Annotated in this window: 18 protein-coding genes; 15 read left to right on the top strand and 3 right to left on the bottom strand. The window is 65.9% G+C overall.

The annotated features are described in order from the left end of the window. The first annotated feature begins 63 nt into the window (after positions 1–63). The 4 genes from ACSQ89_RS28345 to ACSQ89_RS28330 all read left to right on the top strand — a co-directional run bounded on the left by ACSQ89_RS28345 (position 64) and on the right by ACSQ89_RS28330 (position 4,122). Positions 64–1,095 carry a Bug family tripartite tricarboxylate transporter substrate binding protein gene (locus ACSQ89_RS28345; protein WP_436292035.1) on the top strand — a complete coding sequence of 344 codons (1,032 nt, stop codon included), beginning with the start codon at positions 64–66 and terminating at the stop codon, positions 1,093–1,095. Between the two features lie 97 nt (positions 1,096–1,192). Continuing rightward, a complete protein-coding gene (locus ACSQ89_RS28340; protein ID WP_436292036.1) occupies positions 1,193–1,717 on the top strand; it encodes a tripartite tricarboxylate transporter TctB family protein in 525 nt (174 codons plus the stop codon). Positions 1,718–1,738: 21 nt separating this feature from the next. Beyond that, positions 1,739–3,268: a tripartite tricarboxylate transporter permease gene (locus tag ACSQ89_RS28335; RefSeq protein WP_093108603.1), complete on the top strand. Its 1,530-nt coding sequence runs from the start codon at positions 1,739–1,741 to the stop codon at positions 3,266–3,268. 17 nt (positions 3,269–3,285) lie between these two features. Beyond that, complete coding sequence (locus tag ACSQ89_RS28330; RefSeq protein ID WP_436292037.1) at positions 3,286–4,122, top strand: cytidylate kinase family protein; 837 nt, start codon at positions 3,286–3,288, stop codon at positions 4,120–4,122. A 1-nt stretch (position 4,123) separates the two neighbouring features. Here the strand turns inward: ACSQ89_RS28330 and ACSQ89_RS28325 are convergent, their stop codons facing one another. Then, a complete protein-coding gene (locus ACSQ89_RS28325) occupies positions 4,124–4,732 on the bottom strand; it encodes a Crp/Fnr family transcriptional regulator (RefSeq protein WP_436292204.1) in 609 nt (202 codons plus the stop codon). A gap of 154 nt (positions 4,733–4,886) precedes the next feature. Between ACSQ89_RS28325 and oxc the strand changes: the two genes are divergently transcribed. The 10 genes from oxc to pyk all read left to right on the top strand — a co-directional run bounded on the left by oxc (position 4,887) and on the right by pyk (position 15,527). After that, a complete protein-coding gene (gene oxc / locus ACSQ89_RS28320; RefSeq protein WP_436292038.1) occupies positions 4,887–6,674 on the top strand; it encodes an oxalyl-CoA decarboxylase in 1,788 nt (595 codons plus the stop codon). A gap of 25 nt (positions 6,675–6,699) precedes the next feature. Beyond that, the gene (gene frc, locus ACSQ89_RS28315; RefSeq protein ID WP_436292039.1) at positions 6,700–7,962 is read left to right on the top strand and encodes a formyl-CoA transferase; all 1,263 of its coding nucleotides are present in this window, start codon (positions 6,700–6,702) and stop codon (positions 7,960–7,962) included. A gap of 23 nt (positions 7,963–7,985) precedes the next feature. After that, positions 7,986–8,423 carry a PAS domain-containing protein gene (locus ACSQ89_RS28310; RefSeq protein ID WP_093108608.1) on the top strand — a complete coding sequence of 146 codons (438 nt, stop codon included), beginning with the start codon at positions 7,986–7,988 and terminating at the stop codon, positions 8,421–8,423. After that, entirely contained in the window at positions 8,420–9,667 is a 1,248-nt protein-coding gene (gene frc, locus ACSQ89_RS28305) for a formyl-CoA transferase (RefSeq protein WP_436292040.1), read from the top strand. The genes ACSQ89_RS28310 and frc (ACSQ89_RS28305) overlap by 4 nt, the downstream gene beginning before the upstream one ends. A 173-nt stretch (positions 9,668–9,840) precedes the next feature. Next, complete coding sequence (locus ACSQ89_RS28300; RefSeq protein ID WP_093108610.1) at positions 9,841–10,170, top strand: hypothetical protein; 330 nt, start codon at positions 9,841–9,843, stop codon at positions 10,168–10,170. Between the two features lie 33 nt (positions 10,171–10,203). Continuing rightward, positions 10,204–11,370, top strand: coding sequence for an ADP-forming succinate--CoA ligase subunit beta (gene sucC / locus ACSQ89_RS28295; protein ID WP_436292041.1), 1,167 nt, complete (start codon positions 10,204–10,206; stop codon positions 11,368–11,370). After that, positions 11,371–12,270, top strand: coding sequence for a succinate--CoA ligase subunit alpha (gene sucD / locus ACSQ89_RS28290; RefSeq protein ID WP_436292042.1), 900 nt, complete (start codon positions 11,371–11,373; stop codon positions 12,268–12,270). Positions 12,271–12,277: 7 nt separating this feature from the next. Further along, positions 12,278–13,048, top strand: a complete 771-nt coding sequence (locus ACSQ89_RS28285; RefSeq protein WP_436292043.1) for a fumarylacetoacetate hydrolase family protein — start codon at positions 12,278–12,280, stop codon at positions 13,046–13,048. Positions 13,049–13,087: 39 nt separating this feature from the next. Further along, complete coding sequence (locus ACSQ89_RS28280; RefSeq protein ID WP_436292044.1) at positions 13,088–14,098, top strand: 2-dehydropantoate 2-reductase; 1,011 nt, start codon at positions 13,088–13,090, stop codon at positions 14,096–14,098. Positions 14,099–14,108: 10 nt separating this feature from the next. Then, positions 14,109–15,527: a pyruvate kinase gene (pyk, locus tag ACSQ89_RS28275; RefSeq protein ID WP_436292045.1), complete on the top strand. Its 1,419-nt coding sequence runs from the start codon at positions 14,109–14,111 to the stop codon at positions 15,525–15,527. Positions 15,528–15,532: 5 nt separating this feature from the next. Here pyk and ACSQ89_RS28270 read toward each other — a convergent pair whose 3' ends face one another. After that, positions 15,533–16,390 carry a LysR family transcriptional regulator gene (locus ACSQ89_RS28270; RefSeq protein ID WP_436292046.1) on the bottom strand — a complete coding sequence of 286 codons (858 nt, stop codon included), beginning with the start codon at positions 16,388–16,390 and terminating at the stop codon, positions 15,533–15,535. Positions 16,391–16,501: 111 nt separating this feature from the next. On the opposite strand from ACSQ89_RS28270, the gene ACSQ89_RS28265 reads away from it, so the two are divergent. Continuing rightward, the gene (locus tag ACSQ89_RS28265; protein WP_436292048.1) at positions 16,502–16,738 is read left to right on the top strand and encodes a hypothetical protein; all 237 of its coding nucleotides are present in this window, start codon (positions 16,502–16,504) and stop codon (positions 16,736–16,738) included. On the opposite strand, the gene ACSQ89_RS28260 is transcribed toward ACSQ89_RS28265, so the two are convergent. Next, positions 16,735–17,658 carry a LysR family transcriptional regulator gene (locus ACSQ89_RS28260; RefSeq protein WP_436292049.1) on the bottom strand — a complete coding sequence of 308 codons (924 nt, stop codon included), beginning with the start codon at positions 17,656–17,658 and terminating at the stop codon, positions 16,735–16,737. The genes ACSQ89_RS28265 and ACSQ89_RS28260 overlap by 4 nt on opposite strands. Between the last annotated feature and the right edge of the window lie 105 nt (positions 17,659–17,763).

Genomic DNA, 17,763 nt, shown 5'->3' with positions numbered 1-17,763 from the left:
TCGCCTCACTGGGATTTCGACTGAGATTCCAAGCAAAAGAGCACAGCCTACCTAGGAGACAACATGATCGGGAATCTCATTTCGCGCACCCGGGCCTGCGGAGCCAGCCTGTCCACCGCGGCCGTCATGGCGCTGGCGGTCACGACACCTGCCTTCGCCGCATGGGAGCCCACCAAGCCGGTGGAATTCGTGATCCCTGCCGGCACCGGCGGGGGCGCCGACCAGATGGCGCGGCTGATGCAGGGCATCATCATCAAGCACAAGCTGATGAAGGAGCCGCTCATCGTCGTCAACAAGTCGGGCGGCGCCGGCGCCGAGGGCTTCCTCGCGGTCAAGGAAGCCAAGGGCGATCCGCACAAGATCATCATCTCGCTGTCGAACCTGTTCACGACGCCGATGGCGACCGGCGTGCCCTTCAACTGGAAGGACATGACCCCGGTCGCGATGATGGCGCTGGACCAGTTCGTGCTGTGGTCGAACGCCGAGGAGCCGTACAAGAGCGCCGCCGAATACATCGCGGCGGCGAAGGCGGCGGGCCCGAGCAAGTTCAAGATGGCCGGCACCGGCTCGAAGCAGGAAGACCAGATCATCACCGTGGCCCTCGAAAAGGCCACCGGCACGAAGTTCATCTACGTGCCCTTCAAGGGCGGCGGCGAGGTCGCGGTGCAGCTGGTGGGCGGCCATGTGCATTCCACCGTGAACAACCCGATCGAGGCGGTTGCCCAGTGGCGCGCCGGCAAGCTGCGCGCGCTGTGCGTGTTCGACGACGAGCGCATGCCCTTCAAGGCCAAGGTCACCGACACGCAGTCGTGGAACGACATCCCGACCTGCAAGGAATCCGGCGTCCCGACCAAGTACACCATGCTGCGCGGCATCTTCATGCCCGCCGGCGTGACGCCCGACCAGCTCAAGTTCTACGTGGATCTGCTGACCAAGGTCGCCGCAACGCCCGAGTGGAAAGAGTACATGGAGAAGGGTGCGTTCAATCCCACCTTCATGACCGGCGACGCGTTCGCGAAATGGCTGGCAGGCGCAGAGGCCACCCACCGCACCCTGATGACCGAAGCCGGCTTCCTGGCCGCCAGCAGCAAGTAAGCGGGCGCCGAGCGGCGAACGCGACAGCCATCACCCCGCGCGGGGGATGGCGAGGGCGCCGCATTGGTTTTCATCACACACACACGATGGGGGCTCCATGGAGCACGACGAGAAATCCGGCGACGCCGCGGCGCGCACGGGCGTTGCCACCAACCTGGTCGAAGCGGTGGTTGCGGCGGTCCTGATGATCATCGGCCTGGGCGTGATCTTCGAAAGCCGCAGGCTGGGCGCCGGTTGGACCACCGACGGCCCCGGGGCGGGCTACTTTCCCTTCTACATCGGCCTGATCATCACCATCTCGGGCGCCGGCATCCTGTATCAAGCCCTGCTCGGCAAGAACAGGAAGACCGAGGTCTTCGTCGATTCGGAGCAGCTGAAGCGCGTGATGTCGGTGCTGGTTCCAGCGACGGTGTATGTGCTGGCCGTTTCCTTCCTGGGGCTGTACATCGCATCGGCGCTCTACATCGCGCTGTTCATGATCGTTCTGGGCAAGTACTCGTGGGTCAAGAGCGTCCTCATCGCGCTGGCCGTCAACACGCTCTTCTTCTTCATGTTCGAAGTGTGGTTCAAGGTGCCCCTTTTCAAAGGCGCGCTGGATCCTCTTCGCTTTCTCGGCTACTGAATCTCTGGGAGCGAACGCGAAATGGAAGAAATCAGTGCCCTGATGCAGGGCTTTGCAGTGATCCTGACGCCGATGAACATCGGCCTGATGTTCGTCGGCATCATCCTCGGCGTGCTGATCGGCGTGCTGCCGGGGCTGGGCGGGGCGAACGGGGTGGCCATCCTGCTGCCCCTCACCTTCACGATGTCGCCGACCTCGGCCATCATCATGCTGTCGTGCATCTACTGGGGTGCCTTGTTCGGCGGCGCCATCACCTCGGTGCTGTTCAACATCCCGGGCGAGCCGTGGTCGGTGGCCACCACCTTCGACGGCTATCCGATGGCCCAGCAGGGCAAGGCCGGCGCGGCGCTGACCACCGCCTTCACCTCGTCCTTCGTGGGTGCCTTCCTGGCGGTGGTGATGATCACCTTCCTGGCACCGCTGGTGGCCAAGTTCGCGCTCAAGTTCGGCTCGCCCGAATTCTTCGCGGTGTACCTGCTGACCTTCTGCAGCTTCGTCGGCATGGGCAAGGGCTCGCCCTTCAAGATCCTGGCGTCGATGGCGCTCGGCTTCGCGCTGGCCAGCGTCGGCATGGACACCGTGACCGGCCAGCTGCGCCTTACCTTCGGGCAGCCCGAGCTGATGCGCGGCTTCGACTTCCTGATCGCGGTCATCGGCCTGTTCGGCATCGGCGAGATCCTGCTGTCGATGGAGGAGGGCCTCAAGTTCTCCGGCAAGAGCGCGAAGATCGATCCCAAGGTGGTGCTGCAGACCTGGAAGCAACTGCCGCAGTACTGGGTGACCTCGCTGCGCAGCTCGCTGATCGGCATCTGGATGGGCATCACACCCGGCGGCGCCACGCCGGCCTCGTTCATGAGCTACGGCCTGGCCAAGAAGATGTCGAAGAACGGCACCAAGTTCGGCACCGGCGAAATGGAAGGCGTCGTGGCGCCCGAGACCGCCGCGCACGCCGCCGGCACCAGTGCGCTGCTGCCGATGCTGGCGCTCGGCATTCCTGGCTCGCCGACCGCTGCGGTGCTGTTGGGCGGCCTGCTGATCTGGGGCCTGCAGCCGGGTCCGCTCTTGTTCGTCGAACAGAAGGACTTCGTCTGGGGCCTGATCGCCAGCATGTACCTCGGCAACATCGTCGGCCTCATCGTGGTGCTGAGCACGGTGCCGCTGTTCGCCTCGATCCTGCGCATTCCGTTCTCGATCATCGCGCCGGTGATCATCGTGATCTGCGCGATCGGCGCCTACACCGTGCACAACGCGATGCTCGACATCTGGTTCATGCTCGGCTTCGGCGTGGTGGGCTACATCTTCAAGAAGCTCGACTTCCCGCTGGCGCCGCTGGTGCTCGCGCTGGTGCTCGGCGACAAGGCCGAAGACTCGTTCCGCCAGGCCATGCTGGTCTCGCAGGGCGACGTCATGATCATGTGGTCGAACCCGCTGGTCGGCGGCATCACCACGCTGGCGCTGACCATGCTGTTCTGGCCGCTCATCTCGAAAGTGATGGCGTTGATCAAGCCAAAAAAGCGTGACGAGTTCGCCGTCGAGCGGCCGGTGGACTGAAGCGCAGAGGAGGCCACATGCCCATCATCGCAATGACCCAGGAAATGGGTTCCCTCGCCAAGGATGTGTCGCTGCGGCTCGCCGAGTCGCTCGGCCTGGCCGTCATGCGCCACGAGGCCATCGAGCGCGTGGCCGACCGGGCGCAGGTGTCCACCAGCCTGATCGGCCGCCTGCGCGACGGCAAGGCGGGACTGGTGGAGCGGCTCACCACCGACAAGCGCAGCGTCGCCCTCTACACCGCGGAAGAACTGTTCGCGCTGGCCGACCACGGCAATGTCGTGCTGCGCGGCTGGGGCGCCACCTGCCTGCTGCGCCCGGTGCCGCACGTGGTGTGCGTGCGCATCACGCGCTCGTTCAAGAAGCGCGTCGAATGGCTGATGGGCCACCTGGGCACCGACGATGTCGAATTCGCGGAGGCCGAGCTGCGCCGCAGCGACCAGGCGCATGCCTCGCGCATGAACGACCAGTTCGGCGTCACCTGGGGCGACCCGGTGCTCTACGACCTGGTGCTCAACACGGACCGCGTGTCGGTCGAGAGCTGCGTGGAGCAGATCCGCCTGTTGGCGAGCCGACCGGAGTTCGCCGAGACGCCCGAATCGCGCGCCATGCTCGCCAACATGGCGCTGGAAGCCCGTGTGCGGGCTGCGTTGAAAGAGCATGCGGCGACGCGCGACATCAACATCACGATCAATGCCAGGCAAGGGCAGGTCGCGCTGCGCGGGATCGTGCTCGACAACGAGGAACGGGAGCAGACCGAAAGCGTCGCTGCCGCGGTTGCCGGCGTGCACAGCGTGGACAACCAGCTGAGGCTGATGACCAGCTCGAGGCTGTTCGCCTCCTCCAAGCAGACCTGAGCTAGATCTTTCCTCGTTTTTTGAGGCGGCTCAGGGTTTCCGCGGAGAGATTGAGATAGGAGGCCAGTTCCTTGCTCGGAATGCGATCCACCAGTTCCGGATGCTTGCGCATGAAGCGGTGCACGCGGCCGGGTGCGTCGAGCAGGTGCAGCGTGATGGTGTGCGCCATGATCTCGCTCATCCCGCGCATGACGCTGAACTCGAACAGCTCCTTGGCTTCCGCATGCCGGTTCAGGAACGCGATCCATTCCTTCAGCGGCAGGCTGGCCACGCGCGCCTTGGTCACGCACACGATGCCGTACGGCGTGGGCGTGCCCAGCCGCAGCGCGGCATAGCTGGTCTCCATGTCGTTCTCGTCGGCGAAGCGCAGGATCATTTCCTTGCCCTCCGGATTGCTCACCACCCGCTTGAGGATGCCGTCGAGGATGAAGTACTGCTCCATCTCGCGCACGCCCTGGTGCAGCAGGAAGTCGCCTTTGTTGCCGTCCACCACGGAGAGATGGGTTTCCAGTTCGGCGCGGTCGCTCTCGCTCAGATCCTTGAGAAGGATGTTTTGCCGGAGCTGGGCTCGGATGATGTTTTTTTCCGGGTGGTTTTCCAACAACGTCATGGTTCCCGTCTTGCTCGATTTCGCAACAACCGCCGGTTCATCGGTACGGCGAACGTTTTCCGGAAAGTTGACCGCGGTCAACAGCTGAAAGCCTGGGCCCGAATCATAGTCTTGGCTCGGCCCCCGGCCATTCACCCAAAGCAAAAGGAGAGACATGTCTTCAGTTAGCACAGACAAACAGGCAGCCCTGACGGCCGACGACACGCTCCAGCGCGCCCTCAAGAACATGACCGACGACGCGCCGGCCCGCGAAACGACCGATGGCTTCCACCTGGTCATCGACGCGCTGAAGCTGAACGACATCGACACCATCTTCGGCCTGCCCGGCATCCCGATCACCGACCTCACGCGCATGGCGCAGGCCGAAGGCATGCGCGTGATCTCGTTTCGTCACGAGCAGCACGCCGGCAACGCGGCCGCGGCCGCCGGCTTCCTGACGCAGAAGCCCGGCATCTGCCTGACGGTGTCGGCGCCCGGCTTCCTCAACGGCCTGACCGCGCTGGCCAACGCCACCACCAACTGCTTCCCGATGATCCTGATCAGCGGCTCGAGCGAGCGCGAGATCGTCGACCTGCAGCAGGGCGACTACGAGGAGATGGACCAGCTCGCGATCGCCAAGCCGCTGTGCAAGGCGGCCTTCCGCGTGCTCCATGCCGAGGACATCGGCGTTGGCATCGCGCGGGCGATCCGCTCGGCCCTGTCGGGCCGCCCGGGCGGCGTGTACCTCGACCTGCCGGCCAAGCTGTTCGCGCAGACCATGGACGCCGTGGCCGGCAAGAAATCGCTGATCAAGGTGGTCGATCCGGCGCCGCGCCAGATTCCGGCACCCGACTCCGTGAAGCGCGCGCTCGACCTGCTCAAGAGTGCCAAGAAACCGCTGATCCTGCTGGGCAAGGGCGCGGCCTACGCGCAGGCCGACGCCGACATACGGGCGCTGATCGAGAAGACCGGCATCCCCTACCTGCCGATGTCGATGGCCAAGGGCCTCCTGCCCGACACCCACGTGCAGTCGGCCGCGGCCGCGCGTTCCTATGTGCTGCAGGAGGCCGACGTCGTGATGCTGGTCGGCGCGCGCCTCAACTGGCTGCTGTCGCACGGCAAGGGCAGGACCTGGGCCCAGGAGAAGGGCGCCAAGCAGTTCATCCAGATCGACATCGCGCCGACCGAGATCGACAGCAACGTCGCGATCGCCGCGCCGGTGATCGGCGACATCGGCTCCTGCGTGGCGGCGCTCCTGGCCGGCGTCGACGCCAAGTGGGCCAAGCCGCCGGCCGACTGGACCGGCGCCATCGCCGAGCGCAAGGACAAGAACCTGTCGAAGATGGCCGCCACGCTGGCTGCCCGGCCCTCGCCGATGAACTTCCACAGCGCGCTCAGCGTGATCCGCGATCAGGTGAAGGCGCGGCCCGATGCCATCGTCGTCAACGAAGGCGCCAACACGCTGGACTTCGCGCGCAGCATCGTCGACATGTACGAGCCGCGCAAGCGCCTCGACGTGGGCACCTGGGGGATCATGGGCATCGGCATGGGCTTCGCGGTCGCCGCGGCCGTGGTCACCGGCAAGCCGGTGATCGCGATCGAAGGCGACAGCGCCTTCGGCTTCAGCGGCATGGAAGTCGAGACCATCTGCCGCTACAACCTGCCCATCTGCATCGTCGTCTTCAACAACAACGGCGTCTACCGCGGCACCGACGTGAACGTGAGCGGCACGCCCGACGTGGCGCCGACCGTGTTCGTCAAGAACGCGCGCTACGACAAGCTGATCGAAGCCTTCGGCGGCGTCGGCGTCAACGCCACCACCGCCGACGAGCTGGAAAAGGCCCTCGCCGAGGCCGTCGCCTCCGGCCGGCCGACCCTGATCAACGCCGTGATCGACGAGACCGCCGGCACCGAAAGCGGCCGCATCACCAGTCTGAACCCGGCGACGGCGAAGAAGAAGTAATCCCAGGCAACACAGGAGATATCCCATGAGCAGCAGCAACAAACCACTCAACGGCATCAAGATCATCGACTTCACCCATGTCCAGGCCGGTCCCGCCTGCACGCAGATGCTGGCCTGGTTCGGCGCCGACGTCATCAAGGTCGAGCGCCCGGGCTCCGGCGACGTCACGCGCACGCAGCTGCGCGACATCCCCGACGTCGACGCGCTCTACTTCACCATGCTCAACAGCAACAAGCGCTCGCTGACGCTGGACACCAAGCAGCCCGAGGGCAAGGTGGTGCTGGAGAAGCTGATCCGCGAATCCGACGTGCTGGTCGAGAACTTCGGCCCCGGCGCGCTCGACCGCATGGGCTTCACCTGGGAGCGCATCCAGGAACTGAACCCCAAGATGATCGTCGCCTCGGTCAAGGGCTTCAGCGACGGCCACCACTACGACGACCTCAAGGTCTACGAGAACGTCGCGCAGTGCGCCGGCGGCGCCGCCTCGACCACCGGCTTCTGGGACGGCCCGCCGACCGTCAGCGCCGCCGCCCTGGGCGACAGCAACACCGGCATGCACCTGGCGATCGGCATCCTGACCGCCATCATCGGCCGCCAGCAGACCGGCAAGGGCCAGCGCGTGGCCTGCGCGATGCAGGACGCGGTGCTCAACCTGTGCCGCGTGAAGATGCGCGACCAGCTGCGCCTGGACAAGCTCGGCTACCTGGAGGAGTACCCGCAGTACCCGCACGGCACTTTCAGCGACGTGGTTCCGCGCGGCGGCAATGCCGGCGGCGGCGGCCAGCCGGGCTGGGTGCTCAAGTGCAAGGGCTGGGAAACCGACCCCAACGCGTACATCTACTTCACCGTGCAGGGCCACGCCTGGGCCCCGATCTGCGACGCCATCGGCAAGCCCGAGTGGAAGACCGACCCCGACTACACGACGGCCAAGGCGCGCCAGCCGCACATCACCGCGATCTTCGCAACCATCGAGGACTGGCTGGCCGACAAGACCAAGTTCGAGGCGGTCGACATCCTGCGCAAGTTCGACATTCCCTGCTCGCCGGTGCTGACGATGAAGGAACTGCTGCACGACGAATCGCTGCGCAAGAGCGGCTCGATCGTCGAGGTGAAGGGCCACAAGGAGCGCGGCAATTACTTCACCGTCGGCAGCCCGATCAAGTTCTCCGACCTGAAGCCCGAGATCACGCCTTCGCCGCTTTTGGGCGAGCACACCGACGATGTGCTGGCCGAGCTGGGCTACAGCAAGGAACAGATCATCAACTTGCGCGAGTCCAAAGCGGTTTGAGACTGGAAAGAGGGAGCGGCGCCTTGCAATCGAACGTGGATTTGAAACAGCTCGTCGCCGGCGCCGGCGACGCCATCATGGTCGCGGATGCGCAAGGCGCGATCACGCTCTGGAACCAGGCAGCCGAGCGCATCTTCGGCTACACCGAAGCCGAGGCGCTGGGCAAGTCGCTCGATCTGATCATCCCGGAACGCCAGCGCGGCCGGCACTGGGACGGTTATCAAAAGACCATGGACACGGGCATCACCAAGTACGGCGCCGACCTGCTGCGCGTGCCCGCCCTGCACAAGGACGGGCACACGCTGTCGATCGCCTTCACGGTATCGATGTTGTTTTCGGAGGATCGCAAGGTCACGGGCATTGTCGCCATCGTGCGCGACGAGACCGCCCGCTTCGCCGAGGAGCGCAAACTGCGCGCCCGTCTGGTAGAAGTCGAGGCCAGATCCAAGGAGACACAATGAGCAAGGCACTCGAGGGCGTTCGGATTCTCGATTTCACCCATGTGCAGTCGGGCCCCACCTGCACCCAGCTGCTGGCCTGGTTCGGCGCCGACGTGATCAAGGTCGAGCGCGCCGGCGAAGGCGACGCGACGCGCGGCCAGCTGCGCGACATTCCCGGCGTGGACAGCCTCTACTTCACGATGCTGAACCACAACAAGCGCTCGATCACGCTGGACACCAAGAAGCCCAAGGGCAAGCAGGTCCTCGACACGCTGATCAAGACCTGTGACGTGCTGGTCGAGAACTTTGCTCCCGGTGCGCTGGACCGCATGGGCATCACCTGGAGCCACATCCAGGACTTGAACCCGCGCATGATCGTGGCCTCGGTCAAGGGCTTCGGGCCGGGCAAGTACGAGCACTGCAAGGTCTACGAGAACGTCGCACAGTGCGCCGGCGGCGCCGCGTCGACAACAGGCTTCGACGACGGCCCGCCGGTCGTGACCGGCGCGCAGATCGGCGACAGCGGTACCGGCCTGCACCTGGCGCTCGGCATCGTCGCCGCTCTTTACCAGCGCAACAGCACAGGGCGCGGGCAGCAGGTGCTGGCGCCGATGCAGGACGCGGTGCTCAACCTGTGCCGCGTGAAGATGCGCGACCAGCAGCGGCTCGAACGCACCGGCACCATGCACGAGTACCCGCAGTACCCCGACGGCAAGTTCGGCGACGCCGTGCCGCGCGCCGGCAACGCGTCCGGCGGCGGCCAGCCGGGCTCGATCCTGCGCTGCAAGGGCTGGGAGACCGACCCGAATGCGTACATCTACTTCATCACGCAGGGCGCAGTCTGGCCGGCGGTGTGCAAGGTCATCGGGGAAGAGGGCTGGATCGACGACGAGGCCTATGCCACGCCGGCCGCACGCCTCTTGCACCTGAAGCCGATCTTCGCGCGCATCGAGCAGTGGACCATGACCAAGGACAAGTTCGAGGCCATGGAGATCCTCAACGAGTACGACATTCCCTGCGGGCCGATCCTGTCGATGAAGGAGATCGCCGCGGACGAATCGCTGCGCGAGAGCGGCACCATCGTCGAGGTGGACCACCCGACGCGGGGCAAGTACCTGACGGTCGGCAATCCCATCAAGATGTCCGACAGCCCCACCGAGGTGACGCGTTCGCCGCTGCTCGGCGAACACACCGAGGAAGTGCTGCGGCAGCTCGGCTACAGCGCGGACGACCTGGCGATGCTGCGCGAAGAGCGCGTGATCTGAGCTGAGCGCGGACGAGGGCGCACAACGGATTCTGGTGCCCTCAATCCATAACTCATAGCAAATACATTCAATAAAATACTTTCACTATTAATTATTGATCGACCACTCTACATTTTGAATATGCCGAGCGCATTCGATTCACCACCGCGGCATTCAATTTGAAGGAGAAGCTCATGGTCAACGATTTGCCAATCCAGTACCGGAACGACGAAATCGAACGGAACGCCTACAACGCGGCGTTCTATGAATTGGGATTCAGGTGGCATTGGGACAGCCACACCTATTACGAATTGCTGAGCCAAAGCCAGAACGAGGCGGAACGGATCGGCCATTACCTGAAGACCCACCAGTCGCACCTTCTCAAATCCTACGAGACTGAATTCCTCGTCGAAGTCATCCGGCAAAAGAAGGCCGAGCACATGCAGCGCGGCATTGCGCCCGGCGCGATGCCGGCCAGGTATTTCGACTGGGCGCAAATGCCCGGTTGCGAACTCGGCGCCTAGGCCCTGCCCGTCCCCTAAAAAACCGCCAAAGCCATGAATATCCACGAATACCAGGGCAAAGAGGTATTGCGGAAATACGGCGTGGCCACGCCGCGCGGCTTTCTCTGCATGTCGCCTGAGGAGGCGGTGGATGCGGCCACTCGGCTCGGCGGCGCGCGCTGGGTCGTCAAGGCGCAGATCCACGCCGGCGGGCGCGGCAAGGGCGGCGGCGTGAAACTGGCGAGATCCATGGCGGAAGTGCGGCAGCATGCCGAGCAGATCCTCGGCATGCGCTTGAGAACGCATCAGACCGGGCCCGAGGGGCGCCTGGTGAAGCGGCTCCTGATCGAGGAGGGCGCCGACATCGCGAAAGAGTTCTACCTGGGGCTGGCGGTGGACCGCGACACCCAGCGCGTCGCGCTGATGGCCTCGAGCGAAGGCGGTATGGACATCGAAGAGGTGGCGGCTCGCACGCCCGAAAAGATCCACAAGGTGGCCATCGATCCGATCGCGGGCCTGACGGTGGGCCAGGCGGACGACGCCGCACGCCGGATCGGCATCCCCGCGAAGTCGATTCCAGAGGCGCGCAGCTTCATGCAGAACCTGTGCCGCGCCTTCGACGAATGCGATGCATCGCTGGCCGAGATCAATCCGCTGGTCCTGACCAGCGACGGCCGCGTGATCGCGCTCGACGCCAAGTTCGACTTCGACCCGAACGCGCTCTTCCGCCATCCGGAGATCGTCGCGCTGCGCGATCTCGACGAGGAAGACCCGGCCGAGGTCGAGGCCTCGAAGTTCGACCTCTCCTACATCCCGCTCGACGGCAACATCGGCTGCCTGGTCAACGGCGCGGGCCTGGCCATGGCGACGATGGACGTGATCAAGCTGTACGGCGGATCGCCCGCCAACTTCCTCGACGTGGGCGGCGGCGCGACGGCCGGGAAGGTGACGGAGGCCTTCAAGCTGATGCTGCGCAATCCGAAGCTGGCGGCCATCCTGGTCAACATCTTCGGCGGCATCATGAAGTGCGACCTGATCGCCCAGGGCGTGATCGCCGCCGCGCGCGAGGTGCGGCTCCAGGTGCCGCTGGTGGTGCGCATGAAGGGTACCAACGAAAAGCTGGGCCGGATCATCCTTGCGCAGTCGGGCCTTCCCATCATCAGCGCGGACGACATGGCGGATGCGGCCGAGCGCGTCGTCGCAGCGGCGAAAGGCCGATAGATGTCCATCCTCATCAACAAGAACACCCGCGTGATCACGCAGGGCATCACCGGCAAGACCGGGAGCTTCCACACCGCGATGTGCCGCGACTACGGCAACGGCAGGAAATGCTTCGTCGCCGGCGTGAACCCGAACAAGGCAGGCAAGTACTTCGACGGCATCCCGATCTTCGGCAGCGTCAAGGACGCCAAGGCCGAGACCGGCGCGACCGTCTCGGTGATCTATGTGCCGCCGCCCTTCGCGGCCGCCGCCATCGACGAGGCGGTCGACGCCGAGCTCGACCTCGTCGTCTGCATCACCGAAGGCATCCCCGTGCGCGACATGATCCGCACCCGCCACCGCATGCAGGGCCGCAAGACGATCCTGCTCGGCCCCAATTGCCCGGGCCTGATCACCCCGGACGAGATCAAGATCGGCATCATGCCGGGCCACATCCACCAGAAGGGCCGCGTCGGCGTGGTGTCGCGCTCCGGCACGCTGACCTACGAAGCCGCCCACCAGCTCGCCAGCTTCGATATCGGGCAGTCGACGGTGGTCGGCATCGGCGGCGATCCGGTCGGCGGGCTCAGGCATATCGACGTGCTGAAGATGTTCAACGACGACCCGCAAACCGACGCGGTGATCATGGTCGGCGAGATCGGCGGCAACGATGAAGAGAACTGCGCGCGCTGGATCAAGGAGCACATGCGAAAGCCCGTGGTCGGCTTCATCGCCGGCGCTACCGCGCCGCCGGGCAAGCGCATGGGCCACGCGGGCGCCATCATTTCCGGCGGCAAGGGCACGGCGGAGGCCAAGCTGTCGGTGATGCAGGAATGCGGCATCCACGTGACGCGCAATCCGGCAGAGATGGGCAAGCTGCTCGCATCGCTGGCCATTCCGGATTACCTCCCCTTCGATTGAGACAGACATGCAACAGCAACAGTGGATTCGCTTCGAACGCGCCGGCAAGCCGGGCTTCGGCACGCTCGACGGCAACAAGGTGCGCGAGCACCAGGGCGACATGTTCGGCAGCCCCGAAGCGACGGGCAGCGTGTTCGCGCTGGACGAGCTCAAGCTGCTGACGCCGACCCGGCCGACCAAAGTCATCGCGCTGTGGAACAACTTCCACGCGCTCGGCGAGAAGCTGAACCTGCCGGTGCCGGCCGAGCCGCTCTACCTGCTGAAGGCGCCCAACTCCTTTCTCGCCGCGGGTGAGCCCATCCGCAAGCCCTTGTGCGAGGGCAAGGTGGTGTTCGAGGGCGAGCTCGGCATCGTCATCGGCAAGACCTGCACGGCGGTGGCCGAGGAAGCGGCGCTCGACCATGTGTTCGGCTACACCTGCGCCAACGACGTGACGGTGGCCGACATCCTGAACCGCGACGCCTCCTTTGCGCAGTGGGCGCGCGCCAAGGGCTTCGACACCTTCTGCCCGATGGGCCCGGTGGTCGCCACCGGCCTCGACCCCGCGACGCTCACCGTGACCACGCTGCTCGACGGCGCGGCGCGCCAGCACTATCCGATCAGCGACATGCGCTTCTCGGTGCAGCAGCTGGTCAGCCTGATCTCGTTGGACATGACGCTGCATCCGGGCGACGTCATCCTGTGCGGCACATCGGTCGGCGTCGGCTCGATGAAGCCGGGCAGCCTGGTCGAGGTCGAGATCAACGGCATCGGCAAGCTGAGCAATCGCTTCGGCTAGGGCCTGCCGCGCAAGAGATTCAACACTTCAAGGATAGACATGAAGATAGCAGTCATCGGCGCAGGCGCCATCGGCGGCCTGGTCGGAGCAAAGCTCGCGCTGGCCGGCGAGGACGTGACGTTCATCGTGCGCGGAGCCAACCTCGACGCCATCGCCACCAACGGCTTCAAGCTGATCGCGGCCGACGGCGAGGAGCAGGTGGCGCGAAACGTGAAGGCCACCGATCGCTACGACCAGGCCGGCGTGCAGGACATCGTCATCCTCGCGATGAAGGCGCACCAGGTCGAAGCGGTGGCGAACGAAGTGCCCAAACTCTTCGGCCCCGCGACCGTGGTGGTGACGATGCAGAACGGCATCCCCTACTGGTACTTCCACAAGCACGGCGGGCCGCTCGAAGGAAGCACGGTGAAGAGCGTCGATCCGCATGGCGTCGTGGCCGCGAGGATTCCTGCGGAGCGCGTGATCGGCTGCGTGGTTTACCCCGCTTCCGAGCTGGTGGCGCCGGGCGTGGTGAAGCACATCGAGGGCGACCGCTTCCCCGTTGGCGAACTGGACGGCACCTCGAGCGAGCGCGTGAACCGCGTCGCGGCCTGCTTCGCCAACGCGGGCTTCAAGGCGCCCGTGCTCGACAACATTCGCGCCGAGATCTGGCTCAAGCTGTGGGGCAACCTGACCTTCAATCCGATCAGCAGCCTGTCGCATTCCACGCTGGTCGACATCTGCCAGTATCCGCTCTCGCGCGACCTCGCCGCCGCGATGATGCGGGAAGCCCAGGCCGTCGCGCACAAGCTGGGCATCGAGTTTCGCGTGTCGCTGGAAAAGCGCATCGCCGGCGCCGAGAAGGTGGGCAAGCACAAGACCTCGATGCTGCAGGACGTGGAGGCCGGGCGTGCCCCGGAGATCGATGCGCTGGTGGGCGCGGTGGTCGAGCTGGCCCGGCTGACCGACACGCAGACGCCGCATATCGACACCGTCTACTCGCTGGTCAAGCTGCTGGCTCGCACGATGGAGGACCAGCGCGGACGGGTCCGCCTTCACGAGATGGCTTGAGGCCCTCACCATGAGACGCGCCCGCAGCGCCAAGATCGTCGCCACGCTCGGCCCGTCCACTTCGGACGAGCAGGCCATCCGCGCCCTGTTCGAGCGCGGCGTGGACGTGTTCCGGCTCAACTTCAGCCATGGCACGCAGTCCGACCATGCGCGGCGCCTGGAAACCATCCGCGCGCTGGAGAAGGAGTTCGGCCGGCCGATCGGCGTGCTGCTCGACCTGCAAGGGCCGAAGCTGCGCCTGGGCACTTTCGAAGGCGGCAGGACGCAGCTCGAAGCCGGTGCGCGACTGCGCCTCGACATGGACAGGACCCCCGGCGATGCCCGCCGCGCGCCGCTGCTGCATCCGGAGATCTTCGCGGCGCTGCAGACCGGCACCGAGCTGCTGCTTGACGACGGCAAGCTGCGCCTGCGCGTGGAAAGCCACGGCGCGGATTTCGCCGAGACCACCGTCCTCGTCGGCGGACCGATCTCGGACCGCAAGGGCGTCAACGTGCCGAGCGTGCTGCTGCCGATCTCGCCGCTGACCGCGAAGGACCGCGACGATCTGGCCTTCGGGCTCGCGATGGGCGTGGACTGGGTTGCGCTCTCCTTCGTGCAGCGGCCCGAGGACATCGAGGAGGCGCGCGCCCTCATCGGCACGCGCGCCTGGATCATGGCCAAGCTCGAGAAGCCGGCCGCGATCGAACACCTGGACGGCATCGTCGCCTTGTCCGACGGCATCATGGTCGCGCGCGGCGACCTCGGCGTCGAGCTGCCGCCCGAGCAGGTGCCGGAACTGCAGCGCCTCATCGTGCGCGCCTGCCGCAAGGGTGGCAAGCCGGTGGTGGTGGCGACGCAGATGCTCGAGTCGATGATTGCGTCGCCGGTGCCCACGCGTGCCGAGGTCTCCGACGTGGCGACCGCGATCTACGACGGCGTGGACGCGGTGATGCTGTCCGCCGAATCCGCCTCGGGCCAATACCCGCTGGAAGCGGTCGCGATGATGGACCGCATCGTCGCCCGCGTGGAAGCGGACCCGTCCTACCGCAGCGGCATCGACGCCACGCATGCCGCGGCCGAGGCGACCACTGCCGACGCGGTCTGCGCGTCGCTGCGCAACGTGGCCGGGCTGCTCTCTCCGGCCGCCACCGTGACCTACACCTCCTCGGGCTTCACCAGCCTGCGCGCCGCGCGCGAGCGGCCCGCCGTGCCCGTGCTGAGTCTGACGCCCTCCGTCGCCACCGCGCGCCGCATGGCCATGGTCTGGGGCGTGCATGCGGTGCTGGTAGACGACGTTCACGATGTCGCCGAGATGATCGAGCGCGCCTGCCGCAGCGCGCGCGACGAGGGATTCGCGAACCCGGGCGACGACGTGGTGGTCGTCGCGGGCCTGCCCTTCGGACAGTCCGGAACGACGAACTTGCTGCACGTCGCGCGCATCGCGCGCTGAGCCGGTCAGATCTTTCTGGCCTCCGTGCCCGCGGCCTGCCGCAGGCCCGCCAGCGCGGGATCGATGATCGCGGGATCGGCGCCCACCGCGTAGACCGCATAGGCCGGATAGAGAAACTCCGGCGTGTGGGGCACGCGGCGCAGATGCCCGGATTCCAGGTGGCCGCGCACCACGTCGAGCCGGAAATAGCCGGTGCCGCCGGCGGCCAGCAGGTACTCGCGGCCGAGCGGCCCGAGCCCGGCCATCACTGCCGCGCTCGACAGTTCGGGAAAAGCCAGGCCGTGCTGCGCCGCGAACTCGGGCCCCCAGTCGACGTACACATAGTCCGCCGGGCGCGGCACGCGCGGACGCTTCGCCGTCGTGACCATGACGAGCTTTTCCTCGATCAGGAGCTCCACGCGCAGCCCGGGCCGCTGCTGCGGCGCATAGGCGATGGCGACATCGAGCACGCCCGCGGCCACCTTGTCGAGCAGGTCCTGCGGGTAGCCGACTTCCGTGCGCAGCGCGAGCTGCGGGTGCCTGGCGCGCATCCACAGCAGCCAGCGCAGCAGCAGCGGATCCCACAGGCTGATTTCACAGCCGGCCGCGAGCACCGCGCGGCTACCGGTCGGCACCGCCACCTGATCGCGCGCACGCGCCCAGACCTGCACCAGCGTGGTCGCATGCGGCAGGAAGCGCTCGCCGGCCGCGGTGAGCGCGGCGCCGGCCTTGTTGCGCACGAAGAGCCGGCGGCCGAGCAGCTCTTCAAGCGTTCGCACGCGCGCGCTGACCGAGGTCTGCGTCACGTGCAGCCGCTCGGCGGCGCGCTGGAAGCTGCGGGTCTCGACGATCTCGAGGAAGGTCCGGGCCAGGTTGATGTCCACGATGGCAGCTCGTTTTGAATGCAGTATTTTTGCATTCAACTGGCAATAAATCTCGTTTTACTTATGACGAAGGCAGGCCGAAGATCAATCCATCACATCCAGGAGCTGCACATGTCCACCCTCTCCCGATCGACCCGCGCGAACGCCTTCGTCGGCCTGGCCGGCGCGTTCAGAACCTTGGCCGATGAAGCCAGCCTGCTCGCCCAGGCCTTGCTGAGCCCGGGCAGGATCATCGAAGAAGTCGAAGAGATGCACGCCCTGCAGGTCGACGCGAACCGCATCGAGCCCATCGATCCGATGCGTGCCGCCGTGCTGCGCCGGCGTGCGGCCTACATCGGCCTTCGCTAGGATTCGAACGGAACAATCTGCGCAATCAGCGACGCGCCGTCGCTGAGCAGAAAGTCCTTGAAGGCCTGCGCCACCGGTGGCAGGCGCTTGGTGCGCCGATGCACGACGTACCAGTTCAGCATCAGCGGAAAACCCTCGACGTCGAGCACGCTGAGGCTGCCGGCCTTCAGCTCCTGGCTGATGGTGTGCGCCGACACGAAGCTCACGCCCATGCCCGCGATCACCGCCTGCTTGATCGTCTCTGTGCTCGGGATCTCCATCGCGATGTTGATGTCGCGCAGCTCGCCGCCGAAGCCTTCCTCCATCGAGTTCCAGGTGTCGGTGCCTTTCTCGCGCACGACGAAGGGCTCGCGCATCAGCCGGGCCCGCGAGATCTTCCTCTCGCCGACCAGCGGATGGCTCGGCGCCGCGACGATCACGTAGGGATGCGGCGCGAAGGGCTGATTGACCGTGTCCATGTCGGTCGGCGGCCGCACCATGATCGCGAGGTCGGTGAGGTTCTCGGCGATGTGGGTCAGAAGCCCCTCGCGGTTGTGGACCGTGAAGTTCAGCGTCACGCCGCGATGGCGGCTCGCGAACTCCACCAGGAGGCGTGGAAAGAAGTAGTCGCCGGCGCTGATCACGCCCACGTTGAGCTTGCCGCCCGAGACGCCCTTGAACTGCGTCATCGCGTTCTCGGCCGCCTCGAACTGCTGGATGATGGCGCGGCTGATCTGCAGCAGCTCCGCGCCGGCAGGCGTCAGGTAGATCTTCTTGCCGAACTGCTCGAACAGCACGTTGCCGGCGTGCTCCTCGAGCTTGCGCACCTGCGTCGAGACGGCCGGCTGGGTCAGGTGAAGCTCTTCGGCCGCGCGCGAAAAGCTCAGGAGCCGAGCGACCGCCTCGAAGACTTTCAACTGGCGCAGGGTCGCGTTCTTCATCGTGAACTCATCGTACCGTGCGCCTTGCGGCGGACTTCGATTTAGTAATCGCATCGGCCCATTCGCCGGATAAATTGGACAGCCGATTCTCCGCTGTCGACACTG

The sequence above is a fragment of the Variovorax sp. LjRoot175 genome, assembly GCF_964253805.1.
Lineage (GTDB): Bacteria > Pseudomonadota > Gammaproteobacteria > Burkholderiales > Burkholderiaceae_C > Variovorax.
Note: the sequence above shows the minus strand (reverse complement) of the source record. Positions and strands in the feature narration are given on the sequence as shown.